At 66.1% G+C, this 17,690-nt stretch carries 12 protein-coding genes and 3 rRNA genes; 14 read left to right on the forward strand and 1 reads right to left on the reverse strand.

The window, feature by feature from the left end; genetic code table 11:
* Positions 1-30: 30 nt before the first annotated feature.
* The 5 genes from NV263_RS09350 (at position 31) to rrf (ending at position 7,687) form a co-directional block, all read left to right on the forward strand.
* A complete protein-coding gene (locus NV263_RS09350; protein WP_263252239.1) occupies positions 31-654 on the forward strand; it encodes a DNA-3-methyladenine glycosylase in 624 nt (207 codons plus the stop codon).
* Between the two features lie 33 nt (positions 655-687).
* Positions 688-1,962: a tyrosine--tRNA ligase gene (gene tyrS, locus NV263_RS09355; RefSeq protein ID WP_263252241.1), complete on the forward strand. Its 1,275-nt coding sequence runs from the start codon at positions 688-690 to the stop codon at positions 1,960-1,962.
* A 631-nt stretch (positions 1,963-2,593) separates the two neighbouring features.
* Positions 2,594-4,116: ribosomal RNA gene (locus NV263_RS09360) — 16S ribosomal RNA — on the forward strand.
* Between the two features lie 264 nt (positions 4,117-4,380).
* A 23S ribosomal RNA gene (locus NV263_RS09365) occupies positions 4,381-7,456 on the forward strand.
* Positions 7,457-7,570: 114 nt separating this feature from the next.
* Positions 7,571-7,687 (forward strand): 5S ribosomal RNA (gene rrf / locus NV263_RS09370).
* Together the 16S, 23S and 5S rRNA genes form the textbook arrangement of a ribosomal RNA operon.
* Positions 7,688-7,858: 171 nt before the next feature.
* Here the strand turns inward: rrf and NV263_RS09375 are convergent.
* On the reverse strand, positions 7,859-8,485 hold the full coding sequence (locus NV263_RS09375; protein ID WP_263252242.1) for a hypothetical protein: 627 nt from the start codon (positions 8,483-8,485) through the stop codon (positions 7,859-7,861).
* Here NV263_RS09375 and NV263_RS09380 point away from each other — a divergent pair, their 5' ends adjacent.
* The 9 genes from NV263_RS09380 to NV263_RS09420 all read left to right on the forward strand — a co-directional run bounded on the left by NV263_RS09380 (position 8,486) and on the right by NV263_RS09420 (position 17,519).
* Positions 8,486-9,160, forward strand: coding sequence for a tetratricopeptide repeat protein (locus tag NV263_RS09380; protein ID WP_263252243.1), 675 nt, complete (start codon positions 8,486-8,488; stop codon positions 9,158-9,160).
* Positions 9,157-10,167: an HAD-IIA family hydrolase gene (locus NV263_RS09385; RefSeq protein WP_263252244.1), complete on the forward strand. Its 1,011-nt coding sequence runs from the start codon at positions 9,157-9,159 to the stop codon at positions 10,165-10,167. Before NV263_RS09380 ends, NV263_RS09385 begins: the two co-directional genes overlap by 4 nt.
* 102 nt (positions 10,168-10,269) lie before the next feature.
* Complete coding sequence (locus NV263_RS09390) at positions 10,270-10,518, forward strand: hypothetical protein (protein WP_263252245.1); 249 nt, start codon at positions 10,270-10,272, stop codon at positions 10,516-10,518.
* A gap of 4 nt (positions 10,519-10,522) precedes the next feature.
* A complete protein-coding gene (locus NV263_RS09395; protein WP_263252247.1) occupies positions 10,523-11,377 on the forward strand; it encodes a TlyA family RNA methyltransferase in 855 nt (284 codons plus the stop codon).
* Positions 11,374-12,267, forward strand: a complete 894-nt coding sequence (locus NV263_RS09400) for an NAD kinase (RefSeq protein ID WP_263252249.1) — start codon at positions 11,374-11,376, stop codon at positions 12,265-12,267. The genes NV263_RS09395 and NV263_RS09400 overlap by 4 nt, the downstream gene beginning before the upstream one ends.
* A gap of 150 nt (positions 12,268-12,417) precedes the next feature.
* Entirely contained in the window at positions 12,418-14,256 is a 1,839-nt protein-coding gene (recN, locus tag NV263_RS09405; protein WP_263254143.1) for a DNA repair protein RecN, read from the forward strand.
* Between the two features lie 90 nt (positions 14,257-14,346).
* Positions 14,347-15,531: a putative cytokinetic ring protein SteA gene (gene steA / locus NV263_RS09410; RefSeq protein WP_263252251.1), complete on the forward strand. Its 1,185-nt coding sequence runs from the start codon at positions 14,347-14,349 to the stop codon at positions 15,529-15,531.
* Complete coding sequence (locus NV263_RS09415; protein ID WP_263252253.1) at positions 15,528-16,463, forward strand: copper transporter; 936 nt, start codon at positions 15,528-15,530, stop codon at positions 16,461-16,463. The genes steA and NV263_RS09415 overlap by 4 nt, the downstream gene beginning before the upstream one ends.
* Before the next feature lie 144 nt (positions 16,464-16,607).
* Entirely contained in the window at positions 16,608-17,519 is a 912-nt protein-coding gene (locus NV263_RS09420; protein ID WP_263252255.1) for a helix-turn-helix domain-containing protein, read from the forward strand.
* Positions 17,520-17,690 lie beyond the last annotated feature (171 nt).

Consider the following 17,690-nt stretch of genomic DNA (forward strand, 5'->3'; position numbering starts at 1 on the left):
CGGTTCGGCCACGGCGGTAGTGTTCGTCCTGTGAGCCAGGTGACACGAGACGAACTCGCACACGACCCGTTGTGGGTGGCCCGCCGGCTGCTCGGCTGCGAGCTGCGCTCGACCGGTCCCGAAGGGGACGTCGGCGTTCGCCTGGTCGAGGTGGAGGCGTACCGGGGGCAGGACGACCCCGCCTCGCACTGCTACCGCGGACGCACCGAGCGCAACGCGGTCATGTTCGGCCCGGCGGGCCACCTCTACGTCTACTTCGTCTACGGCATGCACTTCTGCATCAACGTCGTGTGCATGACCGACGGCGTCGCGGGCGCCGTGCTGCTGCGCGCCGGGGAGGTCACCACGGGTGTGGAGCTGGCCCGTTCCCGGCGCCCGGCCGTCCGCAAGGACGACCAGCTGGCCAGCGGTCCGGCCCGGCTGGCGGGCGTGCTCGGCATCACCGGCGAGCACAACGGCGTCGACCTCACCGATCCGGCTTCCCCGATCGGGCTGTTCAACGGGGAGCAGGTCGTCGAGGACGACATCCGAAGCGGTCCGCGCGTGGGGGTCGCGGCCGCCATGGACCTGCCGTGGCGGACCTGGGTGGACGGGTCCCCCGCGGTGAGCTCCTACCGGCGTGGCGGACGTCGCCGGACGCGGGCCCGGGCGTAAACCCGGTTGCGGGGGTGCGCGAAACTGGCTGGCGTGAGTGAGCACATCCTTGACGAGCTGTCCTGGCGCGGTCTCATCGCGCAGTCCACCGACGCGGACTCGCTCCGGCGAGCCCTGGACGACGGACCGCTCACTCTCTACGCCGGCTTCGACCCGACGGCGGCGAGCCTGCACGCCGGACACCTCGTCCCGATCCTCACGCTGCGCCGCTTCCAGCAGGCCGGGCACCGCCCGGTGGTGCTGGCCGGGGGCGCCACCGGGTTGATCGGCGATCCGCGCGACGTGGGGGAGCGCAACCTCCACGACGAGGCCACCGTCCTGGAGTGGACCGAGAAGATCCGCGTCCAGCTCGCGAAGTTCGTCGACTTCGACGACTCGCCGACCGGCGCGGTCATGGAGAACAACGCGCACTGGACGGCCGACCTGTCGGTCACCGCGTTCCTGCGCGACGTCGGCAAGCACTTCTCGGTCAACACGATGCTGGCCCGCGAGACGGTGCGGCGCCGCCTGGAGACAGACGGCATCTCCTACACCGAGTTCAGCTACATGCTGTTGCAGGCCAACGACTTCGTGCAGCTCTACCGCCGCTACGGGACGCGCCTGCAACTGGGCGGCTCCGACCAGTGGGGCAACATCGTCGCGGGCGTCGACCTGGTCCGGAAGCAAGAGGGCGCCACCGCGCACGCGCTGACCCTGCCGCTGGTCACCGACGCCGAGGGCCGCAAGTTCGGCAAGTCCACCGGCGGCGGCAACGTCTGGCTCGACCCGACCATGACGTCGCCGTACGCCTGGTACCAGTACTTCATCAACTCCGCGGACGCCGACGTGGGCAAGTACCTGCGGCTGTTCACCTTCCTCGACCGCGAGGAGATCGAGGACCTGGAGCGCACCACGGCCGAACGGCCCCAACTGCGCGCGGGCCAGCGCCGCCTCGCCGAGGAGCTGACGACCCTGGTGCACGGCGAGGACCAGACCCGCAAGGTGGTCGCGGCCAGCCAGGCCCTGTTCGGCCGAGGCGAGCTCGCCGAACTCGACGAGCCCACGCTGGAGGCCGCGATGGCCGAGGTACCGACCGCGGAGGTCCGCCTGGCCGACGGCCCGACGATCGTCGACCTGCTGGTGGAGACCGGCCTCGTCGCCGGGAAGAGCGCCGCCCGCCGCACCGTCAAGGAAGGCGGCGCCTACGTCAACAACGGCAAAATCGCAGATGAGGACTGGTCCCCGAGCAAGGAGGACCTGCTCCACGGCCACTGGCTGGTCCTGCGACGTGGCAAGCGTCACACTGCGGGCGTCAGGGTCCTGTACTAGCCTGGATCCAGCACCGGAAAGGGGCGCTGACCAGCGTGTTCGCTTCCTTCCGGTGCTGATCTGAGCCGATTTGACTCTGCGGTCGTCGGCGCGTAAATTGTTCTTCGTCAGCGCGGCACGGGCCGGAAAAACGGACCGGGCGGTTGATGCGGGGTGGCGAACCAAGCTCCTGCCTGTGGGTGGTAGAGTGCGCTCCGGTCGGAAATCCGAGTTGGGAAGTTCTGCTGGTGGGTCGTTGTGGCCTGGTGGTGGGGCGGGATTCGGTTCCGGTGGTTTGATAAGAACGCTTGGCGGTGCTGGGCGCGATAGTGGTTCCGGTTTTCGGGCTGGTTCTGGGGAGGGTGACCCCCTGGAAATAGTGGGAAACGGGGTCTGCTAGAGTGGGTGGCACCGAGAACGAAGCGGTGAGAATTGCTCCCCAGGGCTGGCCTGTTGGTGGGTTGGTTGTGGTGTGGGTGTGTTCTTTGAGAACTCAACAGCGGATTGTTTTGATGGCTAGTGTTTGATTAGTGCCCTTGGCCATGCACTGTGGTGTTGTGTATTGTGGTGTGTGGTGGGGTTTCTTTGAGTAGGAGCACTCTCCCTCGTGTGTGGGGTTGAGGGTGTTTTTGCTGGGATTGTTTCCGATGCATTGTTGGAGAGTTTGATCCTGGCTCAGGACGAACGCTGGCGGCGTGCTTAACACATGCAAGTCGAACGCTGAAGCCCGCTTCGGTGGGTGGATGAGTGGCGAACGGGTGAGTAACACGTGGGTAATCTGCCCTGCACTCTGGGATAAGCCTTGGAAACGGGGTCTAATACCGGATAGGACGCATGGCCGCATGGTCTGTGTGTGGAAAGTTCCGGCGGTGTAGGTTGAGCCCGCGGCCTATCAGCTTGTTGGTGGGGTGATGGCCTACCAAGGCGACGACGGGTAGCCGGCCTGAGAGGGTGACCGGCCACACTGGGACTGAGACACGGCCCAGACTCCTACGGGAGGCAGCAGTGGGGAATCTTGCGCAATGGGCGAAAGCCTGACGCAGCAACGCCGCGTGGGGGATGACGGCCTTCGGGTTGTAAACCTCTTTCGACATCGACGAAGCCTTCGGGTGACGGTAGGTAGAAGAAGCACCGGCTAACTACGTGCCAGCAGCCGCGGTAATACGTAGGGTGCGAGCGTTGTCCGGATTTATTGGGCGTAAAGAGCTCGTAGGCGGTTTGTCGCGTCGGCCGTGAAAACCTGCAGCTTAACTGTGGGCTTGCGGTCGATACGGGCAGACTTGAGTTCGGTAGGGGAGACTGGAATTCCTGGTGTAGCGGTGAAATGCGCAGATATCAGGAGGAACACCGGTGGCGAAGGCGGGTCTCTGGGCCGATACTGACGCTGAGGAGCGAAAGCGTGGGGAGCGAACAGGATTAGATACCCTGGTAGTCCACGCCGTAAACGTTGGGCGCTAGGTGTGGGGACTGGTTCCACGGTGTCCGTGCCGTAGCTAACGCATTAAGCGCCCCGCCTGGGGAGTACGGCCGCAAGGCTAAAACTCAAAGGAATTGACGGGGGCCCGCACAAGCGGCGGAGCATGTGGATTAATTCGATGCAACGCGAAGAACCTTACCTGGGTTTGACATGCACCAGATTGCTATGGAGACATAGTTTCCCTTGTGGTTGGTGTACAGGTGGTGCATGGCTGTCGTCAGCTCGTGTCGTGAGATGTTGGGTTAAGTCCCGCAACGAGCGCAACCCTTGCCCCATGTTGCCAGCGATTCGGTCGGGGACTCGTGGGGGACTGCCGGGGTCAACTCGGAGGAAGGTGGGGATGACGTCAAGTCATCATGCCCCTTATGTCCAGGGCTTCACACATGCTACAATGGCTGGTACAGAGGGTGGCGATACCGTGAGGTGGAGCGAATCCCTTAAAGCCGGTCTCAGTTCGGATCGGGGTCTGCAACTCGACCCCGTGAAGTCGGAGTCGCTAGTAATCGCAGATCAGCAGTGCTGCGGTGAATACGTTCCCGGGCCTTGTACACACCGCCCGTCACGTCATGAAAGTCGGTAACACCCGAAGCCCATGGCCCAACCGGTTTCCGGGGGGAGTGGTCGAAGGTGGGACTGGCGATGGGACGAAGTCGTAACAAGGTAGCCGTACCGGAAGGTGCGGCTGGATCACCTCCTTTCTAAGGAGCAACGTTGCCCGCCATCGTGCCTGTGGCCTGTGTGGTTGTGGGTGGGGTGGTTGGAGTGTCCGCAGCTGACACGGCGTGTGTTCGTGTGTTGTGGGTTGCTTGATGGTTTGTGGAACACACTGGTCTGTCTGCCTCCTGGGTGGGGTGGGTGAAATGGTCCGCTGTTGGGTGTCTGAGGGAACAGGCCTGCGTGGTGTGGGTGTGTTGTCTTGGGTTGTTGTTTGAGAATTGTATAGTGGGTGCGAGCATCTTTGTGGCCAAGTTATGTAGGGCACATGGTGGATGCCTGGGCACCAGGGGCCGATGAAGGACGTGGGAGGCTGCGATAATCCTCGGGGAGTTGTCAACCGAGCTGTGATCCGAGGGTGTCCGAATGGGGTAACCCAGCCCGAGTGATGTCGGGTTACCAGCATCTGAATGTATAGGGTGTTGGGGGGAACGCGGGGAAGTGAAACATCTTAGTACCCGTAGGAAGAGAAAACACTGGTGATTCCGTGAGTAGTGGCGAGCGAAAGCGGAGGAGGCTAAACCGTGCGCGTGTGATACCTGGCAGGGGTTGCGTGTGCGGGGTTGTGGGATGCCACTGGGGAGAGCTGTCACTCTCTCAGCTTGGGTGTGTGGGTTAGTCGAACAGGTTGGGATGCCTGGCCGGAGTGGGTGAGAGTCCCGTAGGTGAAAGCCTGCATGCTGGGTGTGGTGGTTGTCCCGAGTAGCAGCGTTTCCGTGGAGGGCGTTGTGAATCTGGCGGGACCACTCGCTAAGCCTAAATACTTCCTGGTGACCGATAGTGGATAGTACCGTGAGGGAATGGTGAAAAGTACCCCGGGAGGGGAGTGAAAGAGTTCCTGAAACCGTGTGCCTGCAATCCGTCAGAGCCTTTGGGTGATGGCGTGCCTTTTGAAGAATGAGCCTGCGAGTTGCTGCTGCGTGGCGAGGTTAACCCGGTGTGGGGTAGTCGGAGCGAAAGCGAGTCTGAAGAGGGCGTTGAGTCGCGTGGTGCAGACCCGAAGCGGGGTGATCTACCCATGGCCAGGGTGAAGCGCGGGTAAGACCGTGTGGAGGCCCGAACCCACCAGGGTTGAAAACCTGGGGGATGAGTTGTGGGTAGGGGTGAAAGGCCAATCAAACTCCGTGATAGCTGGTTCTCCCCGAAATGCATTTAGGTGCAGCGTCGCGTGGTGCTTGGGTGGGGTAGGGCGCTGGTTGGTTGATGGGCCTTCGCGGGTTACTGAGATCAGCCAAACTTCGAATACATCTGAGTTGAGCGTGGCAGTGAGACGGCGGGGGAGAAGCTTCGTCGTCGAGAGGGAAACAGCCCAGAACATCGGCTAAGGCCCCTAAGTGTGCGCTTAGTGGGAAAGGATGTGGGATTGCTGAGACAACCAGGAGGTTGGCTTAGAAGCAGCCATCCTTGAAAGAGTGCGTAATAGCTCACTGGTCAAGTGGTCCTGCGCCGACAATGTAGCGGGGCTGAAGCGTACCGCCGAAGCCATGTCAATGAGCCCGTGTGGTTTGTTGGGTAGGGGAGCGTCCTGCATGCGGTGAAGCATCCGGGTGACCGTGGTGTGGAGTGTGTGGGAGTGAGAATGCAGGCATGAGTAGCGAGTGCAGAGTGAGAATCTCTGCCGCCGGATGACCAAGGGTTCCTGGGGAAGGTTCGTCCGCCCAGGGTGAGTCGGGGCCTAAGGCGAGGCCGACAGGCGTAGTCGATGGAGAACGGGTTGATATTCCCGTACCCGTGTGCATGCGTCCATGGTGAATCCTTTGAGACTAACCATCCGCTTGCTGGAGTGGTTTTCGGACTGTTCTGGTGGGTGCATGGGACCTGATGGGGTAGTAGTCAAGTGATGGGGTGACGCAGGAGGGTAGCTCTGCCAGTGAGTGGTTGTACTGGTGTAAGCCTGTAGCCCGGTGTGTAGGGAAATCCGCATGCCGTTGTGGGTGAGGGGTGATGCGTAGCCGTGGTGGTGAAGTGAGTGATCCCATGCTGCCGAGAAAAGCCTCTAGCGAGTGTGTGCACGGCCCGTACCCGAAACCGACACAGGTGGTCAGGTAGAGAATACCGAGGCGGTCGGGTGAACTGTGGTTAAGGAATTCGGCAAATTGCCCCCGTAACTTTGGGAGAAGGGGGGCCACTGCTGGTGAACGCCCGTGCGGTGGGAGCTGGTGGTGGTCGCAGAGGCCAGGGAGAAGCGACTGTTTACTAAAAACACAGGTCCGTGCGAAGCTGTAAGGCGAGGTATACGGACTGACGCCTGCCCGGTGCTGGAACGTTAAGAGGACCCGTGAACCCCTTTTTTGGGGTGTAGCGGAGAATTTAAGCGCCAGTAAACGGCGGTGGTAACTATAACCATCCTAAGGTAGCGAAATTCCTTGTCGGGTAAGTTCCGACCTGCACGAATGGCGTAACGACTTCTCCGCTGTCTCGACCACAGCCCGGTGAAATTGCAGTACGAGTAAAGATGCTCGTTTCGCGCGGCAGGACGGAAAGACCCCGGGACCTTTACTATAGCTTGGTATTGGTGTTTGGTTCGGCTTGTGTAGGATAGGTGGGAGACTGGGAAGCGGTCACGCTAGTGGTCGTGGAGTCGTTGGTGAAATACCACTCTGGTCGTTCTGGGCATCTAACCTGGGTCCGTGATCCGGATTGGGGACAGTGCCTGGTGGGTAGTTTAACTGGGGCGGTTGCCTCCTAAAGGGTAACGGAGGCGCCCAAAGGTTCCCTCAGCCTGGTTGGCAATCAGGTGGTGAGTGTAAGTGTATAAGGGAGCTTGACTGTGAGACTGACGGGTCGAGCAGGTGCGAAAGCAGGGACTAGTGATCCGGCACTGGCTGGTGGAAGCGGTGTCGCTCAACGGATAAAAGGTACCCCGGGGATAACAGGCTGATCTTGCCCAAGAGTCCATATCGACGGCATGGTTTGGCACCTCGATGTCGGCTCGTCGCATCCTGGGGCTGGAGTTGGTCCCAAGGGTTGGGCTGTTCGCCCATTAAAGCGGCACGCGAGCTGGGTTTAGAACGTCGTGAGACAGTTCGGTCCCTATCCGCCGCGCGCGTAGGAGACTTGTGGAAGGCTGTCCCTAGTACGAGAGGACCGGGACGGACGAACCTCTGGTGTGCCAGTCGTACCGCCAGGTGCGTGGCTGGTTGGCTATGTTCGGGAGGGATAACCGCTGAAAGCATCTAAGCGGGAAGCCTGTTCCGAGATGAGGTCTCCCACCCCTTTTTTGTGGGTTAAGGCTCCCAGTAGATGACTGGGTTGACAGGCCAGATGTGGAAGCGCAGTAATGTGTGGAGCTGACTGGTGCTGATAGGCCGAGGACTTGTCCACGAAGACGCTACGTGCCCACTATACGATTCTGGGACAACAACCCAGGGGTTGTTGTTGATAGTTGAATAGTCACCATGGTTTTCCCCACCCGGTGTGTGGGTGGGGGTGTGGGTTGTTGGTGGTTTGAGCGGGGAGGGTACGCCCGGTCCCATTCCGAACCCGGTAGCTAAGTTCCCCAGCGCTGATGGTACTGCACTCGGTAGGGTGTGGGAGAGTAAGACACCGCCAACACTAAACAAAGAGAAAGGGGTCGACCGGACCCGTCCTTGCGGGACGGATCACCGGTCGGCCCCTTCTTGGTATGCCCAGACCACGAACCGGCTCCTGTCCGATCAGGCGCGGCATCCGCCGCAGCCGTCCAGGAGACGGGTTTACGCTGGTACCAGCGTGAGTTTCAAGCGTTCAGGAGGTTCGGTGTCCGGTTCCGATGACAGGCGCGGCGGGGCTCGCCGTGGGGCCGGTGCCGGCCGAAACAGCTCCGCTGGTCGTGGAAGGGCTGGCGGCGGCCGCCACGACCACAACGGACGATCCCAGCGCAGCGGCGGAGACAGGGAAGGCAAAAACCGGGGTGACCGGCGCAGCCGCGGCTTCGCCGGCGACAAAGCGAAGAACGGTGAACGCCGCTTCAACGACCGTCAGCGGCGGGACCGCGACAACGAGCGCCGCGACAGCCGCGGTGGTCAGGGTGGCGACGCGGGACGTCGTGACCCGGGTCAACGCGAGTGGCGGGACCGCCGCGACCGAAGCGCCGATCGGCGCGGCAACCAGGAGCGCTTCGACCGCCGTCGATCGGAACGCCCCCGGCGGGACGACCAACGCTCCGGCGGTCGCAAGGACAACCGTCCGCCGCACAAGAAGCAGCGCCCGCAGCGGGAGCCGGAACCGGCTGCTCCGCTGAGCGTGTCCGCCAAGGCGAAGCAGAACGAACCGGAACTCCCGGAAGACGCCAAGCCCTCCGAGCTCCCCGCAGAACTGCGCCGCGAACTGCGGCCACTGCCCAAGGGGCTGGCGGAGAACGTCGCGGCGCACTTGGTCGCGATCGGCCAGTTGATCGATTCCGAGCCGGAGCGCGCGCTGGAACACGCGCGGTACGCGCGCCAGCGGGCGTCCCGGATCGCCTCGGTCCGGGAGTTCAACGGAATCGCCGCCTACCAGCTTGAGGAGTGGAGCGAAGCGCTGTCCGAACTCCGCGCGGCTCGCCGCCTCGCTGGAGGGCCAGGTCACCTGGCGATCATGGCGGACTGCGAACGCGCGATGGGACGCCCCGAGCGGGCGTTGGAGATCAGCCGCAGCGAGGATGCTCGACTCCTCGACGGAGAGGACGCCGTCGAGCTGCGCATCGTCGCGGCCGGTGCACGGCGTGATCTAGGAGAGTTGGAAGCATCCGTCGTGAGCCTCCAGATCCCCGAGCTCGACCCGAAGCGCCAGGAGCCCTGGAGCGCGCGGCTCTTCTACGCCTACGCCGACAACCTTCTGGCGGTCGGCAGGGTGCAGGAAGCGTTCACGTGGTTCGTGCACGCCGCGCACGCCGACGACGAAGGCGAGACCGACGCTCCCGAGCGCCTCGACGAACTCGTCGAACAACTCGGCGGTCCCGAGGTGGCTGATGAACTCGTCAACGAGGCTGCGGCGGCCGGTCTTCCTCCCGAGGAGGAAGAAGCGGACGAATCCGCCGAGGCCGAAGGGGGTCCGCGAGACCAGTGAGCGCCACACTGCTGGACGGTCACGACGTCGTGCTGTTCGATCTCGACGGCACCGTCTACCGGGGTGGTGAGCTGGTCAGCGGTGCCCTGGAAGCGGTCGGCGAAGTCCACCAGCAGGACGTCGCTGTTCGCTACGTCACCAACAACGCGTCCAAAACGGACCGCGACGTCGCACAACACCTGACGAAGCTCGGGCTGCCCGCGCAGCCGGAAGAGGTCAGCACCAGCGCCCAGGCCGGTGCAGCGATGCTGGCCGATCAGCTGCCGCGAGCGGCGAAGGTCCTCGTGGTCGGATCCAGCGCGTTGCAGTCCGAAGTGGACAACGTGGGGCTGGTTCCGGTGCGCAGCTACGGGGACGATCCCGTCGCCGTCGTACAAGGTCATTCGACCGAGACCACGTGGCGCGACCTGGCCGAGGCCTGCCTGGCCATCCGGGCTGGTGCTCTGTGGGTGGCCTGCAACGGTGACCGCACCCTGCCGACGGAGCGGGGCGAGCTGCCCGGCAACGGAGCGATGGTGGCGGCTCTGCAGGCGGCCACCGGCAAGGATCCGCAGGTCGCGGGCAAGCCGGAGCGCCCGCTCCTGCAACGCGCCGTCGCCTCGGCACACGCCGGCTCGCCCCTGATGGTCGGGGACAGGCTGGACACCGACATCGCCGGTGCCGTCAACGCCGGGATGCCATCGCTGCTCGTGCTGACCGGCGTCAGCACTGCCGCGGAGCTGCTCGGGGCCCCACCCGAACTCCGCCCCGGCCACGTCGCTGCTGATCTCCGCGCACTGCACCGCCCGAGGCCCGAGTCCGCCATCGCGGAGCAGCCAGGTTGGAAGGTCAGGGTGGACGGCCACCGACTCGAACTGTCTGCCCAATCCGGTGAATCCCCCCTGGACCCGTTCGCAGCGCTCCGCGCTCTTTGCGCGACCTGGTGGCCGAACGGTGATGGCAGCCCCACCGTGCACGCCTGCGACGACCAGGCGGAATCGGCGTTGCGCACGCTGGACCTCGGCTGAGCTCTCGCGAGGTGGGCCGCGGTGTCCCGGTGGTTGCCGTGGGCTAGCGTGGAAGCGTCGCGACAGGAACGTTGGCGACGCTATTGAGGGGAGCGGGAACAGATGACCTCTCCAGACGCACACGGCGCGCACTCGGCACCGAATCCCGCGATGCTCGCTAAACTCGCGCAGGCGGACGACGGCCAGGACGCGGTGGATGCGATCCAGACGGCGGTCGCCGCGCTCGACGCAGTACGTGAGCAGCCGGTGTCCGAACACGTCGAAGCCTTCGAAGCGGTCCATTCCGCACTCACCGGCGCGTTGGCGAAGGCCGACAACCTCCTTTCTGGAACGAACGCACACAGGAGTTGACGGAGTGCCACGCAAGGCGCGGTTGGACGCTGAACTGGTTCGTCGCGGACTCGCCCGGTCCCGGGAGCACGCCTCCGAACTGGTCGCGGCCGGGCGGGTGACCATCCGCGGGATGGTGGCCCGGAAGTCGGCCACCGCGGTTGAGCTCGACGCACCACTCGTGGTCGCCGAGGACGTCAACGATCCTGGCTGGGCATCGCGCGGGGCGTACAAACTGGTCGGCGCGTTGGAGGCTTTCGAGTCCGACGGCCTGCGCATCGAGGACCGCCGCTGCCTGGATGCCGGAGCGTCGACAGGTGGATTCACCGACGTTCTGCTGCGCCGCGGTGCTCGTGAAGTCGTGGCCGTCGACGTCGGGTACGGCCAGCTCGACTGGAAACTGCGGACTGACGACCGGGTACGAGTGCACGACCGGACCAACGTTCGGTCGTTGACCGCTGATGCCATCGGCGGCGAAGTGGACCTCGTCGTAGCGGACCTGTCCTTCATCTCCTTGAAACTGGTCCTCCCGGCGCTGGTGGCTTGCTCGTCCCCGGAAGCCGACCTGGTGCCGATGATCAAGCCGCAGTTCGAAGTGGGCAAGCAGCGGCTGGGGTCGGGCGGTGTCGTGCGCGAACCGGACCTGCGTGCCGAAGCCGTGCTGGACGTCGTCCGCTTCGCCGCCGAGCACGGACTTGGCCTGCGTGGTGTCGTGGCGAGTCCGCTGCCGGGCCCCTCCGGCAACGTCGAGTACTTCGCCTGGTTGCGTCCCGGCGAGGGCGTTGACGTGACCGAAGCGGAAACCCTGGTGGCGGACGCTGTCCAGCGGGGACCGCAGAACGCGGCCCGAAGCACACACCGGCAAGGGAGTGGCACTTGACCCGAGAGGTGCTGCTGGTGGTGCACACCGGCAAACAGCACAACTTGCGGACGGCCGAGAAGGTCGCCGGTCAGCTCATCGGCTCGGGCATGCGGGTGCGGGTCCTCGCCGAGGAGGCGCCGCAGCTCAACCCGGACTGTTACAGCCGGGTGGTGGCCCCGGACCGCCAGGCAGCCGCGGGCACCGAACTGGTGCTCGTCCTCGGCGGTGATGGCACCCTGCTTCGGGCGGCCGAGTTGGCGCGTCTCGGCGACGTACCGGTGTTCGGCGTCAACCTCGGCAGGGTGGGATTCCTGGCCGGTGCGGACTCCGACGCCCTCGATGAAGCGATCGTGGCTGTCGTCGAGGGCCGGTACCACGTCGAGGAACGCATGACCGTGGAGATCACGGCCACACTCGACGGCAGGGTTCTCGCGCACACGTGGGCTCTCAACGAGGCGAGTGTGGAGAAGAGCAGCCGGGAACGGATCCTCGACGTGGTCGTCGAGGTCGACGGGCACCCGGTCTCCGCGTTCGGATGCGACGGCGTCCTCTGCTCCACTCCCACCGGATCCACCGCGTACGCGTTCTCCGCGGGAGGACCGGTCGTCTGGCCCGAGGTCCAGGCGCTGCTGGTCGTGCCGAGCAACGCCCACGCACTGTTCGCGCGCCCGCTGGTGGTCTCGCGCGAGTCGCTCGTCGCGCTGGAGATCGACCAGAACGGGCACGACGCGGTGCTGTGCTGCGATGGCCAACGCCACTTCGACCTGCCCGCCGGAGCCAGGGTGGAGGTCGTGGCCGGTGAGGTCCCGGTGCGACTGGTCCGACTGCACGACACGGTGTTCACCGACCGGCTGGTGCGCAAGTTCGAACTGCCGGTGCAGGGGTGGCGCGGCCCGGCATCTGCGTGATAGCCCCTCGGCTTCCTGGTAGTTGATCAGGAGAACCGGGAGGTGAGCGGCGGTATGCGCGGTGGTCGACTGACCGCTCCTCTCGGCATGGCCGCGTTGATCGCACTGGCGGGGACCCGGGCTGAGAGGCGGGCCGCTAGGGTGCGTGATGTGTTGGCGGAGATGCGCATCCAGGGACTGGGCGTCATCGACGACGCCACGCTCGAACTGCACCCCGGCCTGACCGTGGTCACGGGGGAGACCGGGGCGGGCAAGACGATGGTGGTCACCGGCCTGCACCTGCTCAGCGGCGGACGCGCTGATGCCTCGCGGGTGCGTGCGGGAGCCGACCGCGCGGTGGTGGAGGGGCGGTTCGAGACGACGACCGATTCCGCCGCCGTCAAGGTCGCCTCCGACGCGGGCGCCGAGCCCGATGATGACGGCAGCCTCATCGCGCTGCGCAGTGTCACCGCTGACGGCCGTTCCCGAGCGCACCTCGGCGGACGTTCGGTGCCGAACGCGGTGCTGTCCGAACTGGCCGACCAGGTTCTGGCCGTCCACGGGCAGAACGATCAGCTCCGGCTCCTGCGGTCTGGGGAACAACGGGCCGTGCTCGACCGCTTCGCCGGAGACGCGGTGCTCCCGGCGTTGACCGAGTACCAGCGGGTGCGCGAGGAATGGGCGGAAGCGGTCCGGGAACTCACCGAACGCACCGAGCGGTCCAGAGAACTGGCTCGGGAAGCTGATCTGCTGCGCCACGGCCTCTCCGAGATCGACGCGGTGGCCCCCGAGCCCGGGGAGGACGAAGCGCTCGTCGACGAGGCGCGGCGCCTCGCGGACGTCGACCAGCTCCGGGAGACCGCCTCCGGTGCGCAGCTGGCGCTGAACGGTTCGCCGGACGGAGATCCGGATGCCCCGGGCGCGGTCGGGCTGCTCGGGGAGGCGCGGCGGCGCCTCGGAGGTGCGGAGGACCCGGTCCTCCGAGATCTGGAGCCCAGGTTGGCCGAGGCCGCGGCGGTGCTGGCGGATGTGGGGGCGGAACTCGGCGGGTACCTGGACAGGCTGGACGCCGATCCGGCTCGGTTGGAGCAGGTGCTGGCGCGGCAGGCCGAGTTGAAGCAGCTGACCAAGAAGTACGCCGCGGATGTCGACGGCGTGCTGGCGTGGGCCGAACAGGCCCGCACGAAGCTCGCCGGGATGGACACCTCCGAGGAGGCGCTCGCCGCGCTGGCGGCACGGCGCGACGAACTCGCCGCCCAACTCGCCGGGCACGCCCGGGCCGTATCCGAGGCCCGGCAGAACGCAGCAGGCCGACTCGCCGCTGCCGTCACCGACGAGCTGACCGGTCTGGCGATGCCCCAGGCCAGGCTCGAAGTCGTGGTCCAGCAGAAGGAGACGGACAAGAACGACACGTGCGCTCTTCCCGTGGACGGTCGGCTCCTGCATGCCGGCCCCGACGGCGTGGACGAAGTGGAGCTGCAGCTCATCGCGCACTCGGGCGCACCAGCGCTGCCGATCCACAAAGGCGCGTCCGGCGGTGAACTGTCCAGGGTGATGCTCGCGCTCGAAGTCGTGCTCGCCGACGCCGACACGGTCCCCACGCTGGTGTTCGACGAAGTGGACGCCGGAGTGGGTGGTCGCGCGGCGGTGGAGATCGGCCGCCGGCTCGCCCGGCTGGCCCAGACGCACCAGGTCGTCGTGGTCACGCACCTGGCACAGGTCGCCGCGTACGCGGACCGGCACCTCGTGGTGGACAAGGGCGCCGTCGACGGCGGGCTGACGCGCAGCGACGTTCGGGTCGTGGCCGATGAGGAACGCGTCGCCGAGCTCGCCCGGATGCTCGCGGGGCTGGACTCGACCGAGACCGGGCGGGCGCATGCGGAGGAGTTGCTCGACACCGCCGCGACCTACAAGCGGGACCAGGCCAATTCCTCGCGCAGCGAGAAGTCCGCTCCGGCGAAGAAGCCCCGGAAGAGCGGGAGCCAGCGTTCCAAGCAAAGCGCTCGTTAGGTCGAATGGCCCATTCCGCGGGCGTCGAACGGCCGAGTCGCTTCGGCGTGGCAGACGAACTTCGAGTGATCGGTTTGTCACTATCGGTTCATGAAGTTCAGCGGTCTGCTTGCTCGCCGGCAGGAATCCCTGCCCGGGGTCATCGGGACAGCCAGGGTCGATCGGCGGCAGGGAGACCTGCTCCGCCGGGTTCGCGCGGGTGACATCGCCGTCCTCGACCAGGCCGACCTGGACCGGCGCACCGCGGAGGCGTTGGTCGCCGCCGAGGTGGTCGGTGTCGTCAACGCCGCCCCCTCCATCTCCGGCCGGTACCCGAACCTCGGGCCGGAGGTGCTGCTGTCCGCCGGGGTCGAACTGATCGACGGGGTGGGCGCGCAGACCGTGCGGCGGATCAAGGACGGTGCCCGGATCCGGCTGAACGAGGGTGTCGTCTACTCCGGTGACGAGGAGGTCGGGCGTGGTACCCGGCAGGACGCCGACTCGATCGCTGACCAGTTGATCGAGGCCAAGGCCGGGATGTCCGCCCAACTCGAGGCGTTCTCGGCCAACACGATCGAGTTCCTGCGCAAGGAACGAACCCTGATCCTCGACGGGATCGGTGTGCCCGAGCTGTCGCTGTCCATGGAGGGCCGGCACGCGCTGGTGCTCGCCCCCGGCTACGGCCATGCGGATGACCTCAGGGCACTGCGGCGTTACATCAGGGAGTACCGGCCGGTCCTGATCGGCGTCGAATCCGGCGCGGACACGCTGCGCAAGTCCGGTTACCTGCCCGACGTGATCGTGGGAGATCCTGAAGGGGTCGGCACCGACACGCTCAAGAGCGGCGCTGAGGTGGTGATTCCTGCTCATCTCGACGGTCACGCTCCCGGCCTCGAACGCATCCAGGACCTGGGGATCGGGGCGGTGACGTTTCCCGCGACGGGAAATCCCGAGGACCTCGCCCTCCTGCTCGCCGACGCGCAACGGGCCAGCCTGATCGTCACGGTGGGGTTCCAGGCGACTCTCGGGGAGTTCCTCGACCGCGGACGATCCGGATCCAACCCGTCGACGTTCCTCACCCGGCTGCGCCTGGGCAGCAAGGTGATCGACGGGGCTGCGGTCGCGACCCTGCAACGCAGCAGGACTCCGCTGTCCGCAGTCCTGCTGCTGGCCACGGCGGCGCTCGTGGTCGTGACCGTCGCGCTGACCGTGTCAGGGCTCGGCCCGGCCGTCGTCGACGTCCTGGACCACAGCGCGAAGTCGGTGTCCGCGTACTTCCGGGGGCTGTTCACATGATCTCGCTGCGCTACCACATCGTGTCGATCGCGGCGGTTTTCCTGGCGCTGGCGATGGGCGTGGTGCTCGGTTCCACCTCGCTCAGCTCGCGCCTGCTGTCCACTGTGGGCGGTCAGCGCGAGTCGCTGCAGGAGCAGGTGTCGCACCTGCAGGGGGAGCGGGCCGATCTCCGAACCCGGCTCGCCGCAGCCGACCGGTTCGGCGAAGCGGTCGGCCCCATGGCCGTGCAAGGACGGCTCGACCAGCGGAGCGTCGTGCTGATCAGTTCGTGGGATGCCGCGCCGCAGCAGCGGGACGCGGTCAAGGAGCTGCTCCGCGCCTCGGGTGCGCAGGTGACCGGCGAGATCCGGTTGACCGAGGAGTTCGCCGATCCGGCGAATGCCGACCGTCTCCGCAACGTGGTCACCCAGCTGCTCCCGGCAGGTGTCCAGCTCCCCACCGCTGCCGACCCCGGCACGCTGGCAGGAGGTTTGGTCGGCCCGCTCGCTCTGAACCCGCAGTCCGGCCAGTCCCCGGTCTCCGACGACGCGCGTGCGGCCGCGTTCGCCGGGCTCGCCGATGGCGGATTCTTGCAGGCATCCCCGGGGGTGCGGCCCGGGCAGCTGGCAGTGGTGCTCACCGGCGGCGCACTCTCGGGAAGGGGTGCGGGGGACAAGGCGGCCACCCTCGCGCGCTTCGCGACCCAGCTCGACCAGGCGGGCTCCGGCGCTGTGCTCGTTGGTTCCGCGGGATCTGCCGACGGGTCGGGAGCGGTCGGGGTCGCGCGCGCCGACCCGTCGATCTCCTCGGCCGTGTCGACCGTCGACGACGTGGACAGCGCGGCCGGGCGGGTGGCCGTCGTGCTCGCGTTGCGCGAGCAGCTGGACCGGCAGGCCGGTCACTACGGCGTGGCCGCCAATGCGCAGGGGCCCGTTCCGCACACCCGTGGCTGAGCTGCGGTGGTCCAGGTGGGTGGTGGCAGCGGCATGGGAGATCGGTTCCATGTCCACCATGATCGAGGCGAATTATTCTCAATGCCATAATTCGATCAGGCGATATTCCTGGACTTCGACGGCGGTGCGGATCAAGCTGGCGTCATGGAAACGACGAATTCGAACCACCTCGCCGCCGCGTCCGAGTCGCCCGACCCTGCGGGGTCCGTCGCCAGCCCGACCCTGCGCCGACGTGTTCTCGCCGCGGAGCTGAAGAGGCTGCGGCTCGCCGCGGGACTCACGCATGTCGACGTCGCCAGCAGGCTGGGGTGGCAGCAGGGCAAGGTCAGCAAGATCGAGACCGCCAAGCAGAGCGTCGGGATCGATGCCGTGATGGCGTTGGCCGAGGTGTGCCAGGCGAGCGCGGACCAACGCTCGCGCCTGGTGGAGTTGGCAAGGGCCGCTCGTAGCCGGGCGTGGTGGGAGCAGTACAGGGACGTCGTGTCGCGCGCCCAGCAGGTATGCGTGGGCTTGGAGGCCGAGGCCGATGTCATCCGGTCGTTCGCCGTGGAACTCGTCCCCGAGCTCGTGCGCGTTCCGGAATACGAACGCGCGGTGTGTGCGGCCAGGCAGCGAAGACTCGACGAGGCGCCTCTGGAGCGGAGGCTGGAGTGGCTGCTGAGGCGTCAGCGGATGTTGCTGGAGGACCACAAGGCCGAGATCGACATCGTCCTCGCTGAATCGGCGCTCCGGAGGCGGGTGGTGGAGCCTGCGGCGCACCGTGCACAGCTGCGGCACCTGCTCGACGTGATCGAGCGATCAGGTGTGACGGTGCGGGTATTGCCGTTCGAAGCCGGGGCGCTGCCGGTGGACGTCCCGTTCTCGATTCTCTCGTTCTGCGACCTCCCGCATCCGGACGTGGCGGTGGTGGCGGGGCCCGTGGGGTGCACGTACGTCGAAGTGGAAGAGGAGGTGGAAACCCTCAGGGGGCTCATGGACGACCTGGGTGCGCTTGCTCTGTCGCCCCGTGATTCGGTTGGTGTCATCGCAGCCGCGGCCGACGCGCTTGAGGAGTAGGACGTGTCGATGGTCACCGAGCGGTGCACCTGGATCACCTCCGACGGGACCATGACTTGGGAACTCGTCCGGATGGCGGTTGACCAGCGGTGTCAGGGCGTGCATGGGGATGCGGGGCTGCTGCACGGCGGTGTGGTCGTGCGATAGGCTGGAATTCCGTGGGAGCGACGG

The organism is Saccharopolyspora rosea (assembly GCF_025643595.1).
Classification (GTDB): Bacteria; Actinomycetota; Actinomycetes; order Mycobacteriales; family Pseudonocardiaceae; genus Saccharopolyspora; species Saccharopolyspora rosea.

Excerpts from the sequence above, each read along its gene's own strand:
- NV263_RS09420 (WP_263252255.1), top strand. The coding sequence starts at position 16,608 with ATGGAAACGACGAATTCGAACCACCTCGCCGCCGCGTCCGAGTCGCCC.
- NV263_RS09390 (WP_263252245.1), top strand. The coding sequence starts at position 10,270 with ATGACCTCTCCAGACGCACACGGCGCGCACTCGGCACCGAATCCCGCG.
- steA (WP_263252251.1), top strand. The coding sequence starts at position 14,347 with ATGAAGTTCAGCGGTCTGCTTGCTCGCCGGCAGGAATCCCTGCCCGGG.
- NV263_RS09415 (WP_263252253.1), top strand. The coding sequence starts at position 15,528 with ATGATCTCGCTGCGCTACCACATCGTGTCGATCGCGGCGGTTTTCCTG.